Source organism: Prevotella amnii CRIS 21A-A, assembly GCF_000177355.1.
GTDB classification, from domain to species: domain Bacteria; phylum Bacteroidota; class Bacteroidia; order Bacteroidales; family Bacteroidaceae; genus Prevotella; species Prevotella amnii.
In genome coordinates this window covers 73,036-92,606 of sequence record NZ_ADFQ01000016.1, presented here as the reverse complement: position 1 = coordinate 92,606, position 19,571 = coordinate 73,036, and the positions used below count along the sequence as shown (strand labels likewise).

Genomic DNA, 19,571 nt, shown 5'->3' with positions numbered 1-19,571 from the left:
TGACTGTAATATTTTAGCATAACAAATGGGAAAATATTAGACACTTACATTATTATAAATAAATATCTTTTGTCTAATATTATCCCATTCTTAATAAAGTAATAGATGTATTACCATACACATAGTTATAATAAGAATAATGTTACCCCTAATTAACTTATATAAAAAAATAGAGACTTAACCATGATTATGATAAAATAAAATATCAAATAAACAAGAAACCATATAAAACTTTTACTATTATCTACTTACTTGATCTTGATTTATCAAATTCAATAAACGCTCTACAGCCTCATCTTCAGGAATATTTCTCTCTACACACTCCTGTTTTCTATAAAGACTAACCTTATTTGGACCTGCCCCAACATAACCATAATCAGCATCTGCCATTTCGCCTGGACCATTCACAATACAACCCATTATACCTATCTTCAACCCTTTCATACCCTTAGTAGCCTCCTTAATCCTTGCTATTGTAGTACGCAGATCATACAAAGTTCTTCCACAACCTGGACAAGATATATATTCTGTTTTAACCATACGAAGTCTACCTGCTTGCAAAATACTAAAAGCTGTTTGCTCTACATCATCTTGAGGTATATCACCTTTATTCATCAACCAAACTCCATCTACCAATCCATCTATCATCAATGCGCCCATATCTGCGGCAGCTTCAATCTGAAATTTCTCTTTTGCAGATATCCCTTCACAACATTTCTCATTAATAAAATGCTCATACATCTGTGAAAATATTATAGGATTAGTTAAACCTTCATTCATAAGCTGATGAGCAAAAGCACGCTGATCACCTAACCTATTTTGATGAGTTGTCATACAAACTACAACTACTTCTGGATGATAACGCAAGCAAGCAAAAAACTCATCTGTAGGAGTACCATATTTTAATACCAAAAACTTAATTGGTGCTTGTATCAAACCAATAAATACTTGCCCCATCACAGGAAAAATTGGATATATATTACTATTAGGCATCTTACCTGAATTAACAAGATCTATATATACATTATAATCTATGATGTATTTCTGTTTATCATCTAACTCTTCTGGTAACTTCCCTTGTATATAAATATAGTCAGGAATAGGCATACCATTTATTCTTATTTGTTGCACTGCATTATCAGTACTACGCGTAGCTATTACAACAGGAACATTATCTCCTCCAACGTTGACTGCTGCAACTGTCTTTCGACGAGTAGGATTTAAATAATCAAAATATTTATTAACCTCCGCAGGTATCATTATATGTTTCTCGTGCCTACGAAGATACCATGATAGATGGTTTGCCACAGGAATTTCCTTTTCTGGTTCTTCGCTTAATGATACACGAATAGTATCACCTATACCATCTGCAAGCAAAGCACCTATGCCAACAGCACTCTTTATACGCCCATCTTCACCTTCTCCTGCTTCTGTAACTCCCAAATGAAGCGGATAATGCATATTTTCTTTATCCATTTCAGCTACCAATAAACGTACAGAAAGCACCATAACAACTGTATTTGATGACTTTATAGATATAACAACATCATTAAAATCATATTTACGAAAGATGCGTAAAAACTCCATACAGCTCTCCACTATACCAGCAGGTGTATCACCATAACGATTACGAATACGATCAGATAGGCTTCCATGATTAACCCCAATACGTACAGCAGTTTTATTCTCTTTACATATTTTGATAAAAGGTACTAAACGGTCTTCTATCTTCTGCAACTCTTGTGCATATTCTTCATCAGTATATTCTAACTTCTTAAAAGTACGTGCAGGGTCAACATAATTACCTGGATTTATACGTACTTTTGCCGTTGTTATAGCAGCAACATCAGCTACATTTGCATTAAAATGTACATCGGCACAAAGAGGAGTATCAAACCCTTCAGCTCGAAGTGTTTCATTAATGTTTTTAAGATTTTCAGCTTCGCGCTTTCCTTGTGTTGTAAGACGCACAAGTTCGCCACCAGCCTTTATAATACGTTTACATTGTTCTACACTTGCAATAGTATCATCTGTAGAAGTGGTTGTCATCGACTGTATTCGTACAGGGTTATCACCACCTATATTAAGATTACCTACATGAGTTACAGTTGATTTTCTTCGTTCGTAATTAAATAAATCTATCATTAACATTTAAATTTATAATCCTGAATCTCTGCCAGTTCTTTATTGGCTTTCTCTATTTTTTCACCTAACGAAAGTTTCCATAATTCTAACTTTCGAGCTATTTCTTCATTTCCCAAAGCAATCATTTCTGCTGCAAGTATTGCTGCGTTTTGAGCTCCATTTATCCCAACTGTAGCTACAGGAATACCTGGAGGCATCTGTATAATAGAAAGCATGGCATCTAATCCATCTAACATTCCTTTAATAGGTACCCCTATAACGGGTAAAGTAGTAGAAGCAGCTATAACACCTGGCAAAGCTGCTGCCATACCTGCTGCTGCTATAATAACCTTTATACCACGCTCCTTAGCTCTTTTAGCAAAATTCTCAACAGCTGCAGGTGTACGATGAGCTGAAAGAGCATTTACCTCAAAAGGTATTTCTTGCTGTTCTAACCACTTACAAGCTTTTTCCATTACAGGTAAATCGCTTGTTGATCCCATGATAATACTAATAATTGGTTTCATTTTATGTTTCTATTAATTGGTATTTATATTGTAACCTATTTTAAAAAAAGATTATTACAAAATAAGAACTTACAAGACCAATAAAATAACCTATTGATACTTGTTCTATAGTATGCTGTCTAAGTATTATACGACTTGATCCTACTAATCCTGAAAGTATAATAACAAGGCATAACCACCATACTGGATTAAAATTGAATAAAAAAGAAAATCCTATTAAAGCCCCTGTTACTCCTCCTATAGCTGCTGTATGTGTAGATATTTTCCACCATACATTAATAATAGCACATAATATTTGTATTACTAATGCTGCTTCAGGAATAGACACGATAAGATGAGGAAGGTGAAGCCAATCCATTATATACAAACAAACAAAATAACTCATAATGGATATAACATAAGGAATCATACGCCTTTCACGATGCCCCAACTGAAATAAAGTCCAGCCATGATACTGTCTATAAAAATGTATAAGAATAGATGGTATAAGAACTGTAAATGCATACGTTAACAAAACAAGCGATAGTTTAGCTTGCCATGGAAACATATTTAGATAGCTAAAAATAAATATAGCAAGAACTCCTACCACTGAAAGATAAAATGGTGTCAAGATCATACTTATTATTCTTGCTGTTAAAATAATAGTTTTGTTATTCATCATTCTCTACGTAAACGTGCTACAGGAAGTCCTAATTGCTCACGATATTTTGCCACTGTTCGGCGAGCTATAGGATAACCTTTATCTTTTAATACTTTAGCAAGATTATCATCACTAAGAGGTTTTGTCTTATTTTCCTTTTCTATTATTTCTTTAAGAAATAGCTTTATCTTACGTGTAGACATTTCTTCTCCTCTTTCAGTAGTATAACTATCCGTGAAAAAAAATCTTAAAGGAAAAGTTCCCCACCTTGTTTGAGCATACTTTATATTACTAACACGAGATATCGTACTTATATCTAATCCTGTACGGTCTGCTACGTCTTTTAGTATCATAGGTTTTAACTCTGCTTCATCTCCATCTTGAAAAAACTTTTGCTGTATATCTATAATAGCCCTCATGGTTACCATTAAAGTATGACGGCGCTGTTTTATAGCTTCTATATATCCTTGTGCTTTCTCTACTTTCTCTCGTGCATAGAGTAATGCCTCTTTCTGTTGGCGAGTCATACTTGCCTTATTCTCTTTATAAGCTGCTACCATGTCATTAAAAGCAGGAGATACATACAATTCGGGTATATTTCCATGATTAAGCGAAAAAGTAACCTTTCCATCATCTTCTGTATCTATAATAAAGTCTGGAGTGATCTGCTGCACGTTTCTACCCATTGTTTCTCCCATAGAAGCACCTGGTTTTGGGTTAAGTTTTCTAATTTCTTTCTGAATTGTATCTATCTGCAAATCGTTAAGTGTTAATGCTGTTTTTATCTTGTTCCAATGTTTTTTTGTAAAGGCTGTAAAGTAATTGGATATAATTTTTCTAATGTTTTGATAAAGCTTACTATCCTTTTTCCACTCACCATTCTCTACCTTTCTGTCTATCTGTAATAACAAACATTCTTGTAATGAACGTGCACCAATACCTGCAGGATCAAAATCTTGTATTATTTTAAGACATTCTTCTATCTTTGGCACTGTAATATCTATACCTTGATAGATAGCTAATTCATCGCTAATAGTATCAAGACTCTTACGCAATAATCCGTCATCATCTAAACTACCTATAAGATATTCCACTACCTCACGTTGTTCATCGCCTAACTCTCGCTCACCTAATTGCTCTTTCAGCTTATCAATAAACGAAATAGTATCGCCATAAACTATCTCTTCATAATCGGCATTATCACGTTGTACACTTCCATCATATATAGGAAGGTCATCATCTGATTGCATTCGCTCAAGAGCTGTATCAAGAGCTTCTTGTCGTTCTTCTCGCTCATTTTGAATATCAAAATCGTCAACAGAATTATCCAAACGCTCAGTAGTATCATTAAAATCTATTTCAGAATTGCCCGATTCTAAAGCAGGATTATCATCTAACTCAGCATTCACACTTTGCTCAAGCTCTGTAAGTGGCATCTCCAACAACTTCACTTGTAGCATCTGTTGTTGTGATAATCGTTGCACTTGTAACTGTTTCTGTACCTGTATCTGTACTTGTTCTTGAGCCATACTTTACCTTAATGAGTTATTTATAGGCAAAGTTACGCCTTTTATTAATAATTGCCAAATAATAAATAAAAGAAGACAGAGCTATTACTCTGTCTTCAAAATATATAGATCCACAGTTTTATAAACTATATTACAATTACATTCCTACTTTATTTCCGATACCCATGCCAGGTGCTTCTGATCTGTTAATTTCTTTATTATAATCATTATTTATTTTACTTTTGTGATCTATAAATTGTCGTTTAGTATTACCAAAATTCCATTTTATTGTTAATCCTACATTTTGTATAGATATATTTGTAATCATTTTTTGTGAGAAACTATTATTATAGGTATTTACTTTATAGTGTAAACGGCCTGTAAGAGGTGTAAAATAGCTAAGCGTAATGTTCAATCTGTCTTTAAATAAATTCTTTGTTAAGCTCATAGCTATCATACTAAATGCCCCATTATCACCTTCCAATGAATAACTTTTAAAATTAGCACCTCCAAACAAGCTACTCTCTATCTTCCAAGGCAAGGTCTGTTGTACACCCATAAATAGCTTACCACCCCAACCATAATTATGCTCGGATAATACATTCGACCTAAAGTCATAATAAGATACCTCTGGAATCATAAAAACACGTGTCTTTGTAGACAATGAATAATTAATAAACGAATTCATACTCAATCCTTTCTTACATACTATGTTACCATAAGTAGAATGAAGTATATTATCTTTTATATAATTATATTGTTGTATCTCATTATTAGAAATTACACCTGATAGAGTCATATTAAGCATAAATTTTGGTGTAAACGAATTGAAAACAATACCTATAGAATGTGTTTTCTCTACATCTAAGTTAGGATTACCATACGATAAAGTACGTGGGTTTGTTCTATCAATATATGGGTTTAAAGAAGATATCATAGGTCTTGCTATGCGCATATTATAATTTAAACCTATATTTGTAGCTGCCTTTATATTATAAGTAATACTCATAGATGGAACTATATTACTATAACTCTTTTTAAAGTCCTCACCATGTCCTTTTAAAAATTTTACATTCTCCCATGTATGCTCATAACGTACACCTACTTTAGAACCAAATTTACCAAAAGAACCAGAATACTCTGCATAGCCAGCCATAATATCCTGCTTGTTTTTATAATTTGTACTATTATCCTCATTATAAGTATCTTTTCCTGAAATAATGTCATAGTACTTTGAATCAGAATCATTTGTTCTATTAATATATTTCAGCCCTGTGCTTAATGTTTGTGTTTTTCCTATAGGCATAGTATAATCTAACTGCATTGTATGCTCTGCATCATAAGGTGCACTAAGAGAATATAGGTCTTTTAAAGTAAAAGGTATTGGTGTAGAGGGAGATTTATATAAACGTCGCATTTCGTTTTTAGAAGGTGTATAATTGAAAAGATAACTCAAAGTAATACTCTTTGTACGCTCTTTATTAAAGAAACGCTGATAATCTATACTCGTATTTATTGTGTTTAATGTTGATTTTGCATCAATATCAGCTGAATATTCAAACCCTTTTCCATAACTGCCTCCACTTAACATTGTACGTTCCGGACCATAACGTTCGTCATTAAGTCTAAAAATACTTAATGTTAAACCAATGTTACTTAATGAGTCAATATCATAACCAAGATTAACATTTCCTATAGAATACCCACGCATCATCTTTCCACTCTGATCATAAAACATCTTACTGCCATCAGTCTTATTTATACGATTTGTTGTTATATTACCATCTGCTGGAAAACTCTGTAAATATGATATATTAGTATTATAAGTAAATTTGCCTTGCTGTCCACTTAAAAAAGCTGCTCCCATAAACATCAAACTATTTACTTGACCTAAAATATTACCATTATATCCATTCGTTTTTTGCTTTTTTCCATCAATATCACTCATAATAAGATTAAGTACACCTACTGTTCCCTCTGCATCATATTTAGCTCCAGGATTAGTAATAACCTCTATTTTCTTAACAGCTGATGCAGGCATTGACTTAAATATCTGTGATGGATTACTTGAAAACATTATGTTAGGTTTACCATCTACATATACCTTAAACGAGCCAGAACCATTTACCATTATATTATCTTGACCATCTACTACTACCATAGGTACTTTACGAAGCATATCAAGCACTGTGTTACTCTTAGAATCGTTATCTGCTTGCACGTCGTAAGTCATCTTATCTGTCTCCATCTTAATAAGCGGTTTTTGTGCTACTACATCTACTCCTTTTAGCTGTTTTGTATCATCATGTACTAAAAGAGTCCCTATATTTATCTCGCCTCCTTCCTTTTTTAATATAACTTTTCTCCTTATTTCTTTTCTACCTGTAGATGAAAAACAGATAATATAACCACCTATACCCTTTATAGACTGCCTAAACTTACCATTAACGTCTGTTACACTCATAGCTACTGGTTTGTCCATTTTACCTTCTTTAAACACCCTAATACTGGCATTAGGCTCACCCTGACGACTAACAGAATCTACCATTTCGCCATAAACTATAGTAGTTTGTGCCTTAATAGATATTGTTAATATTATTAACACCACTAAAAATAAAGTTCTCTTCATACCATTAATGTTTTTTTTATTTACTTTTCTCTGTTATATACTATTACTTTTTTTATATTAAACTTTATATATTAGACTAATATAAAACAATAAAAACTACATTAATAACAATGTTTTTTTTATATTTATCCTATTATATACTAAAAAAATATCTCTTTTTTATCTTCCTCTTATTATAATATCTCTTGATATCCAAAGAAAGAAAAAATAAAATATTAATGCTGAAATAAAACCTGCGAAAACATCAATAAGATAATGAGCCTGAATATACACTGTAGCACAACATAGAAAAAAATAAAATGGAGCCATAAATATCAACAAACGTTTGCTACGTACGTGCCAAAGCAAAAGCATGCAAATGGTAGATATTCCTACATGCGAACTTGGAAAAGCTGCTGTAGGACGCTCACCTGCAGCTTTGGCATCTTCTACTAAATTGTAAAAAAATCCATTAACATAACCCGGACTTGGCAAGCACGACTGGTTATGATTAAAGTAATCGTGTACATTAGGAAACACACCTGCCATAATATTTTTAACACCTACAGCTTTATAATAAAACGTAGGACCTACTACCGGCACAAAGATAAATATAACATAATAGGTAAAAAAAGAAGCAAGAATAATAAAAACACAACGCTCAAACTCTTTATAATGCCACCCAAAATAATATAATGCTGTTAATGCTATCATAGGATAATAAGCTGCATAACCCATATCAAAAAGCTCACTAAACACAGCACCCGACAACCATTTAGAAAACAAAAGGGCAGGCTGACAACCAAATATAGACTGTTCTATACTTGCAAAAACATGGTCCATATTAGGAAAACATCTATTAAGCTCATAAGTATCAGGATACCACCATACCAACAATTCTAATTGTATTACAGGACGAATAAATCGTATTAACTTACAAGGATATACACAATACACTATCCATAGGGCTAATGTAATAACTATTATACGCAAACGCCCGAAGATCATTTCATTAGGATTAGCTACTGTAGTATACATAAATAAAACCATCATAAGGGTCAATATAAGGTAAGCCATAACAACCCATTCTAAAGCCATTATACCCTTAAGAGGTTTCTTTTCTATTCTAAATAAAGATCTTATGAATTTGTGCATAGAAAAAAAGTACTTTTTTATTATTTATAACCACTTATTAGCCTTATACCATGCTATAGTTTCTTTAACACCTTGTATAAGATCATAATTAGGATGATAACCAAGATCGTTAATGGCAGGCTGTATATCACATTGCCAATTACGCTGTTTTAATATATGATATTTATCACTATTAAGAGCACTCATCTTACCTGTTATCCTACCTATTATATCTCCAAAAAAAGTAATAACGCGTAAAACAAAAATAGGTGCTGTAATACGTATCCACCAAGGATTACCAAGCTCCTTACGAATTATATTACTAAAGGTAACACTTTGGTATACTCTGCCATCGCTAAGGAAATATTTCTTACCATTTTTACCTTTCTTTATGGCAAGAAAAACAGCTTGTACAACATCTTTTACATACACAAAGGTGATATCTTGCTGCTGGTATCCCACTGCAAAATCGATATGTCGCTTAATACTTTTAGCCATTATAAAATAATCTTTCTCTCGTGGACCATACACGCCTGTAGGACGAAGAATAACATAAGGTATTGTTCCTGCATACTCTTTTAATAGCTCCTCTGCAGCTAACTTACTCTTACCATAATAAGTATTAGGCTCTGGTATATCAGTATCGGTTATCTCTGCATAAGGCTGTTGCTGCTTTATAGCTCCAAAAATACTTAAACTGGATATAAAAACAAATTTTTCTATTGGCATTTTAACAGAACGAATAGCCTTTATAAAATGAGCTGTTCCTTCTGCATTTATACGATAAAAATCGTTTTTATCCTGACATTTAGTGGCTCCTGCTGCATGTACTATATAATGAAACTCATGCCCACGAAGCTGTTCACAAAGCTTATCTTCCGAAGAAAAGTCAAGCTCTAAGAAATGAATACGTTTATCTTGCAAATATTTTCGTGAAGAACTGCTACGAACGGCAGCCCAAGTTTCTAATCCTTGAGATAAAGCTTCTTCTACGATAAATGATCCAATAAAGCCTGAAGCTCCTGTTATAAGTATCTTTTTCATCTTTTTTTTATATGAAACACTTGCAAAGATACAAACTTTTTCGTTACTTTGTGATTAATTATCAAAGACATATTTTAATATGGTAAAAGAAAAGAAAACTGGAAAAAGATTAACCAAAAAACAATTGTTCTATATATTAACCGATTTTTTCCAAGCTAATCCAAATAATATATTTAGTTTTAAAGAGATATTCAAAGCTCTCAAACTTACTACACATCCTGCAAAAATGCTTGCTATAGATGTAATGGAAGAAATGGCTTGGGACGACTTCTTAGCTAAAGCTGGAGAAAATGCTTATCGTCTAAACACAAAAGGACAAGTACAAGAAGGTACTTTTATACGTAAAGCAAATGGTAAAAATACTTTCTTACCTGATGACGGAGGTACACCTATATTTGTTTCTGAACGCAATTCTATGGCTGCTTTAATGGGAGATAGAGTAAAAGTAGAATTCTTAGCAAGAAGACAAAACCATATTAAGGAGGCAATGGTGATCGAAATATTGCAACGGAAGAAAGACACATTCGTAGGAAAGTTGCGCGTAGAAAAAGACATTGCCTTCCTTATAACACAAGACAACCTTTTTGTACACGATATTCTTATACCTAAAAAACGGCTCAAAGGCGGACAAACAGGAGATATTGCTGTAGTAAAAATAATAGCATGGCCAGATGCTGAACACAAAAATATATTAGGCGAAGTAATAGATGTTTTAGGTCAGGCAGGTAATAACGATGTTGAGATGCACTCTATTTTAGCAGAATATGGATTACCTTATAAATACCCAAAACGCGTAGAAGATGCTGCTAACAAAATAACAGGAAAGATAACAGAACAAGATTATGCCCAAAGAGAAGACTTTAGAGATGTATGGACATGTACTATAGACCCTCGAGATGCAAAAGACTTTGATGATGCTCTATCCATACAACAAATAGATAAAGATACATGGCAAGTGGGTGTTCATATAGCTGATGTATCACACTACGTAAAAGAAAATGACATCATTGACCGTGAAGCACAACAACGAGCTACGTCTATTTACCTTGTAGACCGCACTATACCTATGCTTCCTGAACATTTATGTAACTTTATCTGCTCATTACGCCCTAATGAAGAAAAACTTGCTTTCAGCGTAATTTTTAATCTTGATAATGAGGCAAATATAAAAAAATATCGCATTGTACATACTGTTATTAAGTCGAACAGACGTTATGCGTATGAAGAGGTGCAACAACTTTTAGAAGATAATGGTGTTATTGATGGAAAAGGTATGCCAGCACCTAAGCCTGATAAAAATGGATATAAAGGAGAAAATGCAAAACAGCTCATTCAGTTAGACTGCCTTGCTAAATTATTACGCAAAAAAAGATTTAAAAATGGTAGTGTAAACTTTGATAGAGAAGAGATGCGCTTTGAGATAGATGAACATGGAAAACCACTAAGTTGCTACTTTAAACGCTCTAAAGATGCTAACAAGCTTATAGAGGAATTTATGCTTTTAGCTAATAAAACTGTAGCTGAAAGTATAGGAAAAGTAGCTAAAGGTAAAACTCCTAAAACTCTTCCTTATCGTATTCATGATAATCCTGACCCTATAAAGTTTGAAAACTTACGTGAGTTTTCTGCCAAATTCGGATATAAACTCAAATCTACAGGGACAAAAGGTGCTACAGCACGAGCCTTAAATAAGCTTATGGCTGACGTAGAAGGCACTAAAGAAGAAAAGGTTATACAAACCATAGCACTTAGATCTATGATGAAAGCTAAATATAGCATTCATAATATAGGACATTTTGGCTTAGCTTTCGACTATTATACACACTTTACTTCACCTATACGCCGATATCCTGACACAATGGTTCACCGATTAATTACACGTTATCAACAAGGTGGAAGATCAGGAAATAAAGAACATTATGAAGAACTTTGTAAACATAGTTCAGATATGGAACTGACTGCTCAACAAGCAGAACGAGACTCTATAAAATATAAAATGGTAGAATTTATGAGTACTCACATAGGAGAATCTTATGATGCTCATATTACTGGCATACAAAGCTATGGGTTATATGCAGAAATAGATGAAAACCATTGTGAAGGAATGATACCTATTCGTGACCTTGGAGATGATTATTACGACTTTGATGAGAAAAACTATTGTCTTATAGGACGACGTAGACATCATATTTATCAGTTAGGTGATCCTATAAAAATATTAGTAGCTAAAGCTAATATAGAAAAGAAACAGCTCGACTTTACATTAGCAGACAGCGAAAAAAAGGTTAGTAATAACAATAATACACATAAATCGGCATATAATAAAAACTATAAAAAATATTCTAAAAAACGCCGTAAAAAATAATACATATAATGAGTATTACAAACCGTAAAAATAATATATAAGAAAAGATATACAACAAAAAACAGAAAAAGATGATTAAATATAAAAAAATATCTGTTAAAAAGATATTAGTATTATGCTTATTAACTATTTTTCTTGTAGGTTGTAACAAGAATACACAAACACACTATAATAGGAATATTAAGATAGATATAAAGCTACCAACAACGCCTATTAAAAATCAAGGAAATAGCCCTCTTTGCTGGATATATGGCATGCTTGCAACTATAGAGACAGAACACTTAGTAAAAGGCGACTCTGTAAACCTTAGTGAAGACTACCTTGCGCGCATGTATCTACGTGAACAAGCTATGCAAAGACTATATAATAAACGCAACTATCGTAACAAAAATATCGACCTAAGAGGTACGATGCCTATGGTCATAGACCTTTTACAAATATATGGACTACAGCACATAGATGCTTATCATAAAACTAATAATACCAGCTATAATGTAATGGCTAAAAGGCTATCACTACTTACAAAAAGCTCATATAATGTTACACCAAAAGATATAGACAACTATCTTGATAAAAGCATAGCTTTTATGCCCAAAAAAGTGTTTTTATACGGAGCTATTTATACACCACAAGAGTTTGCTAACAGCGTATGCACTAATGACGAATATACTGCTGTTACGAGCTTTTTACATCACCCCTTTATGCAGCGATTTCCACTTGAAATAACTGATAACAAGTTTCATAATACATTTCTTAATGTACCTTTAAACAAAATTATTACACTTATAGAACACTCCATACAACAACATCACCCTATATGCTGGGAAGGAGATGTATCTGAAAAAGGATTTAACTGGCAACAAGGTATTGCAGATGTTAATAAAAATATGTTACCTATAACTGCTGAAAAGCGACAAAAAGCATTTGAAAACTACCAAACCACCGACGACCATATAATGGAAATAGTAGGATTAGCACACGATGAAAAGGGAAAAAAATATGTTCTTTGCAAAAATAGTTGGGGAAAATCTAATTTTCTTAATGGGTTCATATTTTTAAGTTACGATTACATAAAACTAAAGACTATAGCTATTATGGTAAAAAATAATATCAAATAACTATTAATAATATATACTATAAGATGAAAAGTAATGCTGTTTTTACTTTTAAAAAATTAGGTTTTATACTAAAATAAAACACCTTCTATAAAATAAAAAACAAAAAAACGAATTGAAAAATAATTTATTTTTAGTGTATTTTTAATCTATTTTTATATCAAAAATAGGTTATTTTTTAGAACGAATCATAATCATTTGATATTTAATCTTTTATGTTTTACATTTAAATATATCATTTTTATTAAAGAAAATATATATATCAGCAAGTAAAACAAAACATCTATAAAAACATAATTTATTAAAACATAAATAACAGCATACTTGTAACTTTTTTCTACATTGATAGTTATGTTAATTATCAAACTGTTAAAATATTGAGAAAAACGGCAATAATTGGCTTTTTTAGCGTAATTTTGTAATTTAAATATAAAGTAAAATGAATCTTACCAGTATAGTAAACAAACTGTATTTTAAATCGCGTCGAAAAGAGTTAGATCAGTATACTCTTCACACAGAAGAGCTTCAGCAAGAGGTAATGCTATATCTTTTAAATAGAGCAAATAACACTGAGTATGGTAGAAACCATCTTTTTTCAACAATAAATAAATACGAAGAATTTACACAAAACATACCTATAAACACATACGAAGAACTAAAAAAAGACATAGACCGTATGAGGCATGGAGAAGAAAATATCCTATGGCCTGGAAAAGTAAAATGGTATGCTAAATCATCTGGTACGACAAACGATAAAAGTAAGTTTATACCTATAACCCCAGAAGGTATACAAAACATACATTATAAAGGTAGTACGGACGTGGTAGCATGCTATTTAGATAACAATCCTAAAAGTCGTATGTTTGAAGGAAAGGGCTTAATCCTTGGAGGAAGCCATTCACCTAATTATAATCTACCCAATTCTTTAGTAGGCGATCTAAGTGCTATCCTCATAGAAAATATCAATCCGCTTGCTAACTTAGTACGAGTACCTAAAAAACAAACAGCTCTTTTAAGCGATTTTGAAGTAAAACGTGATCTTATAGCACAGGAAACTTTAAATAAAAACATAACTAATATCTCTGGTGTTCCATCATGGATGCTATCTGTTTTAGTGCGTGTTATGGAATTATCAGGTAAACAACATTTAGAAGATGTATGGCCTAATTTAGAAGTATTCTTTCATGGTGGTATATCTTTTACACCTTATCGCAAACAATATGAACAACTCATTACTAAAAGCGATATGCACTATATGGAAACTTATAATGCTTCAGAAGGCTTCTTTGGAGTGCAAAACGATCCCAATGATAAAAGTATGATGCTCATGGTAGATTATGGTGTTTTTTACGAATTTCTACCCATGGACGAGTTTGGAAAGGAACATCCTAATATAGTTCCACTATCTGGCATTGAGCTTGATCGCAACTATGCTATCATTATAAGCACTTCATGTGGATTATGGAGATATATGATAGGAGATACAATAAAGTTTACTTCTAAAAATCCATATAAATTTATAATCACTGGTAGGACAAAATATTTTATTAATGCCTTTGGTGAAGAACTTATAATGGATAACGCAGAAAAAGGTTTAGCAGAGGCATGTAAAGTTACAGATGCACTAATATCAGATTATACCGCGGCACCCATTTATATGGATACAAATGCTAAATGTCGGCATCAATGGCTTATTGAGTTTACAAAAGAGCCAAAAAGTATATCAGAATTTGCTGTTATACTCGACAAAAAATTACAAGAAATTAATTCTGATTATGAAGCTAAACGCTTTCACGATATTACATTACAACCACTTGAAATAATAGTAGCTCGGAAAGGATTATTTAATGATTGGCTAAAAAATAAGGGTAAACTTGGGGGACAACACAAAATTCCACGTCTATCTAACAATCGTACTAACCTCGAAGAAATGTTGGCTTTAAACAAATAAGCCTATATTACATTTTTTTTTTAAAACTATATGAAAGAATATCATACTGATAAGCAAAAATATATAGGTAGTCATAAATATTTACAATTAGCTTTACTAATACTTTTAGGCTTCACTACCTTAATTTTTATAATTACTTCATGTGCCAGAATAGGTGAACCTGATGGTGGCTGGTATGATGAAACACCACCAAAGGTAATAGGAGCATCACCAGAAGACAAAGCCATTAATGTAAATAACAAAAGAGTAATAATAAAATTTAATGAGTTTATCAAATTAGAAAACGCATCGGAAAAAATTATAGTTTCACCTCCACAATTAGAAATACCAGAGATAAAAGGACAAGGTAAAAGTATTAGTGTTAAGCTTCTTGATGAATTAAAACCTAACACTACTTATACTATCGACTTTTCAGATGCTATATCAGATAATAACGAAGGTAACCCATTAGGTAACTATACTTACTCTTTTTCTACAGGTAACCATATAGACACTATGGAGGTATCTGGATATGTATTAGAGGCTAAAAACTTAGAACCTATAAAAGGTATTCTCGTAGGACTATATAGCAATCAGAGTGATACTGCTTTTGAAAAAACACCTATGCTTCGCGTATCACGCACAGACAGCAGAGGACATTTTTCTATTAAAGGAGTAGCCAATGGCGATTATCGTATATATGCTTTAAAAGATGCTGATAATAACTATTTCTTTAATCAAAAGAGCGAACAAATAGCTTTTACACCAGAGGTTATCACACCATCTTCTAAACCTGATATAAGACAAGATACATTATGGTCGGATACACTTCACATAAAATCTATTGAACGTGTACCATACACTCACTTTCTACCAGACGACGTAGTATTAAGAGCATTTACTGAAGTACAAACAAACAGGTTTTTATTAAAAGCAGAAAGAAAAAATGCCAATCATTTCACACTATATTATAGCTATGGAGATAACGAATTACCAAAAATAACAGGACTTAATTTTAATGCAAATAATGCTTTTTTGGAAGAACCAAGTCTTAACCAAGATACTATTACTTATTGGATAAAAGATTCTACGTTGATAAATCAAGATACACTTCGTATGAAAATAGATTATAATATGAGTGATAGCTTAGGAAAATTAATACCTAAAACTGATACTTTGGAAATACTTTCACGAGATCCTTACACTAAAAGATTAAAAATAAAACAAGAAAAAATAGCTAAATGGAAGAAGCTACAAAGCAAAAATAAAGAACGTGGTAAAAATTATCAAACAACAATGCCTACAGATCCTCTCACTATACGTATAAACGTAGATGCTGCAATGGATCCTGATAAAAACCCTTCTTTTGAAGTAGAAACACCATTAGCAAAAATAGATACTACCAAAATACATCTTTATGAAAAAATAGATTCCTTATGGTATAGAGCTAAATATCAATTGGGAACTGTAGCAGGAAATCCACGAAAGTTAATGATGGTTGGACAATGGGATCCCGGACATGAATACAGTATAGAACTCGATTCTGCTGCATTTACAGATATTTATGGTTTAGCTTCTAATAAAATAAAACAAGGTACACGCATAAAATCACTTGACGAATATAGTACCCTTACCCTAAATATTAAGGGAATGGAAGGAAAACACTGTTTAGTACAGCTAATTAATGATAGCGATAAACCCGTAAAAGAGGTACAAATGCAAAATAATAAAGCTGTTTTTTATTATATAAATCCTGCCAAATATTATATTCGACTTATAGACGACTGTAACGATAATGGTAAATGGGATACAGGAAACTATGCTTTACAACAACAACCTGAAGGCGTTTATTATTATGGAAAACAAATAGAATGTAAAGCTAAATGGGATATTACCGAAACATGGAATCCGCTATCAACACCTCTTTATAAACAAAAACCAGGTGCTATAACAAAACAAAAAGCTGAAACTGTAAGAAAAGCACGCAGCAGAAATGCAGAACGAGCAAAAAAATTAGGTATAGAATATAATCCAAAAAATGGCTTAGATAATACGCAGAAAATAAAGACTAAACTTTTTTTCTTTAAACATAAAAATAAAAAACAAAAGAAATAAAATAATGGAAACAAATCACTTACTCATCATTCGTTTCTCTGCAATGGGTGATGTAGCAATGACTGTACCCATAATAGCATCATTAGCAAGACAATATCCTAACTTACTAATAACAGTTTTATCACGCCCATTTGCTAAAGATTTCTTTGAAGGACTCAATGATAATATACATTTTATTGGTGCCGACTTAAAGAAAGATTATTTAGGTATTAGTGGCTTAAACAAACTATATAAAAAATTAAAAAGAGAAAACATTACACAAGTAGCTGATTTTCATAATGTTTTACGCACTAAATATCTACGTTTACGTTTTAAAATAAGTGGTATTCAAACAGCATATATTAACAAACACAAAAAAGGTAAACACAAACTTTGTAAAAGAAAACACAAACTACTTATACAACAACCTACATCTTTTGATAACTACATAGACGTACTTAAAACATTAGGATATAATATTAAAGCTAAACATAAAAGCATATTTATTCCTTACGGTAATATACAACCATGTAATATATATTATAAAGTAGGTGAGAAACAAAATACTGATCACTGGATAGGTATTGCACCTTTTGCTGCTCATAGTGGTAAGATGTATCCAAAAAACAAAATGAAAGAAGTTATCCAACAAATATCCACACTTCATCCTACATGGAAACTATTTCTTTTTGGTGGCGGAAAAAACGAATTAGACACATTTTATGAATGGGAAAAACTCTTTACGCAGTGTGTTTGTGTAGCATCTAAACTTAAAGGATTAAAAGAAGAATTATCTCTTATATCAAATTTAGATGTTATGATATCTATGGATAGTGCTAATATGCATCTTGCTTCATTAGTAGGAACACGAGTTATTAGTATTTGGGGAGCTACTCACCCATATTGCGGATTTATGGGTTGGAATCAAAAAGAAAAAGATGCTATACAAAATAACAAACTTTATTGTCGACCGTGTTCTGTCTTTGGCAACAAACCTTGTTATAGAAAAGACTTTGCATGTATGAATACTATAAAACCAGAAGATATAGTAAAGAAAATAGAAGAGGGATAGTAACATATTCCTCTTTTTATTATTTTACTAAAATAAAACTAAGCTATTATATATAATAGAACTTAATCTAATAACTCTTTTTATTATATCTTATGCTAAGATACTTTTAATATCTTATCAACAAAAACTGTGGAAAACTATGTTTATAAATAGTGTAATAACCTTATAATAACTATAGGGATATTCACTATAGCAAGATAATAACAAAGAATTAGTGGATATACGCATAGTTATTAATAATGTTTTATACAAGTTTTACACAGATATTTTATTAAAAAAGATATAAACTTATTATCTTTGCAACGATCAATAAAATTGTGGAAAACTTAATATAAAACTGATTATCAATAAAAAAGCAATTTAATAAACTGTTGATAATAATAAATATAATGTTGATAAGCAATTAAACAAGAAAAAGATAAAAAAGTTATGCAAGTTTCCACATTACATCATACTACATATTTTTTATTTTTAAAAATAAGAAATATAACATATATAATATATAAAATAGGGTAAAGTATATGAAACAATTAAATATTTATATTTTGTCTTTTCTTCTATTCTTTACAATGGGAGTATCTGCACAATGTACTTTTAGAAATACAGCCTTTAATAGTGGGGAACATTTATCTTATAATCTTTATTATAATTGGAAGTTTATTTTGGTTAAGGCAGGTACTGCATCTTGGTATACAGTATCTTCTAATTATAATGGTGTTCCTGCTTATCGTGCTTCATTGACAACACGTGGAAATAATAGGGTAGATAATTATTTTGTATTACGAGATACTTTGTTATGTTATAACACTAAGAATATGGTTCCACTTTATTATCGTAAAGGTGCAAGAGAGGGTAAACGTTATACGGTAGAAGAGGTCTTTTATTCTTATCATAATGGTGTTTGTAAGGTACGTCAACATCGTATAGGTACTGAGGGAAAGAATTATTGGAAGGATTATACTTCTAATGAATGCTTATATGATATGATGAGTATATTTTTAAGAGCGCGTAGTTTTAATCCTGAGAGCTGGAAAAAAGGTTATGTGGTATATTTCCCTATAGTAGATGGAGATAGCCATAATAAGGCTAAAATAGAGTATAAGGGTAAAAAAATAATAAAGGCTGATAACAATATTAAGTATAATTGTTTAGAACTTATTTATTATGGATATGATGAAAAAAGATGGAAAAAGATAGCAACATTCTTTGTTACTGATGATCAGAATCATATTCCTATACGCTTAGATATGTTTTTAAAGTTTGGATCTGCTAAAGCTTTTCTTACTTCTATGCGTGGTATTCGTAATAAGATTACTTCTCAAGTGAATTAATAACAAACTTTTAATGTTAGTTTGGTATTATAAGAAAAAAATCCGATTAAAAAATGTAATCTTAAATGATTTATTTTAA

General features: G+C 31.7%; 13 protein-coding genes. 6 read left to right on the top strand and 7 right to left on the bottom strand.

From position 1 onward, the window contains the following. Positions 1 to 240: 240 nt before the first annotated feature. From HMPREF9018_RS02035 to HMPREF9018_RS02005, 7 genes are all read right to left on the bottom strand, one after another. Complete coding sequence (locus HMPREF9018_RS02035) at positions 241 to 2,145, bottom strand: 4-hydroxy-3-methylbut-2-en-1-yl diphosphate synthase (protein ID WP_039864048.1); 1,905 nt, start codon at positions 2,143 to 2,145, stop codon at positions 241 to 243. Continuing rightward, positions 2,145 to 2,651, bottom strand: coding sequence for a 5-(carboxyamino)imidazole ribonucleotide mutase (purE, locus tag HMPREF9018_RS02030; RefSeq protein WP_008447374.1), 507 nt, complete (start codon positions 2,649 to 2,651; stop codon positions 2,145 to 2,147). The genes HMPREF9018_RS02035 and purE overlap by 1 nt, the downstream gene beginning before the upstream one ends. Positions 2,652 to 2,691: 40 nt before the next feature. Further along, entirely contained in the window at positions 2,692 to 3,309 is a 618-nt protein-coding gene (locus HMPREF9018_RS02025) for a membrane protein (RefSeq protein WP_008447326.1), read from the bottom strand. Further along, complete coding sequence (gene rpoN / locus HMPREF9018_RS02020; RefSeq protein WP_008447283.1) at positions 3,309 to 4,820, bottom strand: RNA polymerase factor sigma-54; 1,512 nt, start codon at positions 4,818 to 4,820, stop codon at positions 3,309 to 3,311. Before rpoN ends, HMPREF9018_RS02025 begins: the two co-directional genes overlap by 1 nt. 136 nt (positions 4,821 to 4,956) lie before the next feature. Further along, positions 4,957 to 7,428, bottom strand: coding sequence for an outer membrane beta-barrel protein (locus HMPREF9018_RS02015; protein WP_008447260.1), 2,472 nt, complete (start codon positions 7,426 to 7,428; stop codon positions 4,957 to 4,959). A gap of 159 nt (positions 7,429 to 7,587) precedes the next feature. Next, positions 7,588 to 8,562 carry a phosphatase PAP2 family protein gene (locus HMPREF9018_RS02010; protein WP_008447299.1) on the bottom strand — a complete coding sequence of 325 codons (975 nt, stop codon included), beginning with the start codon at positions 8,560 to 8,562 and terminating at the stop codon, positions 7,588 to 7,590. Between the two features lie 24 nt (positions 8,563 to 8,586). After that, the gene (locus HMPREF9018_RS02005) at positions 8,587 to 9,585 is read right to left on the bottom strand and encodes an NAD-dependent epimerase/dehydratase family protein (protein WP_008447355.1); all 999 of its coding nucleotides are present in this window, start codon (positions 9,583 to 9,585) and stop codon (positions 8,587 to 8,589) included. 79 nt (positions 9,586 to 9,664) lie between these two features. On the opposite strand from HMPREF9018_RS02005, the gene rnr reads away from it, so the two are divergent. From rnr to HMPREF9018_RS01975, 6 genes are all read left to right on the top strand, one after another. Continuing rightward, complete coding sequence (gene rnr, locus HMPREF9018_RS02000; protein ID WP_008447340.1) at positions 9,665 to 11,950, top strand: ribonuclease R; 2,286 nt, start codon at positions 9,665 to 9,667, stop codon at positions 11,948 to 11,950. Positions 11,951 to 12,021: 71 nt separating this feature from the next. Further along, positions 12,022 to 13,068: a C1 family peptidase gene (locus HMPREF9018_RS01995; protein ID WP_008447402.1), complete on the top strand. Its 1,047-nt coding sequence runs from the start codon at positions 12,022 to 12,024 to the stop codon at positions 13,066 to 13,068. A 436-nt stretch (positions 13,069 to 13,504) separates the two neighbouring features. Next, the gene (locus HMPREF9018_RS01990) at positions 13,505 to 15,016 is read left to right on the top strand and encodes a GH3 auxin-responsive promoter family protein (RefSeq protein ID WP_008447364.1); all 1,512 of its coding nucleotides are present in this window, start codon (positions 13,505 to 13,507) and stop codon (positions 15,014 to 15,016) included. A gap of 30 nt (positions 15,017 to 15,046) precedes the next feature. Continuing rightward, the gene (locus HMPREF9018_RS01985) at positions 15,047 to 17,110 is read left to right on the top strand and encodes an Ig-like domain-containing protein (protein ID WP_008447204.1); all 2,064 of its coding nucleotides are present in this window, start codon (positions 15,047 to 15,049) and stop codon (positions 17,108 to 17,110) included. Between the two features lie 4 nt (positions 17,111 to 17,114). Further along, a complete protein-coding gene (locus HMPREF9018_RS01980) occupies positions 17,115 to 18,161 on the top strand; it encodes a glycosyltransferase family 9 protein (protein WP_008447389.1) in 1,047 nt (348 codons plus the stop codon). 521 nt (positions 18,162 to 18,682) lie between these two features. Then, on the top strand, positions 18,683 to 19,492 hold the full coding sequence (locus HMPREF9018_RS01975) for a DUF3108 domain-containing protein (RefSeq protein WP_008447372.1): 810 nt from the start codon (positions 18,683 to 18,685) through the stop codon (positions 19,490 to 19,492). The last annotated feature ends 79 nt before the right edge of the window (positions 19,493 to 19,571 follow it).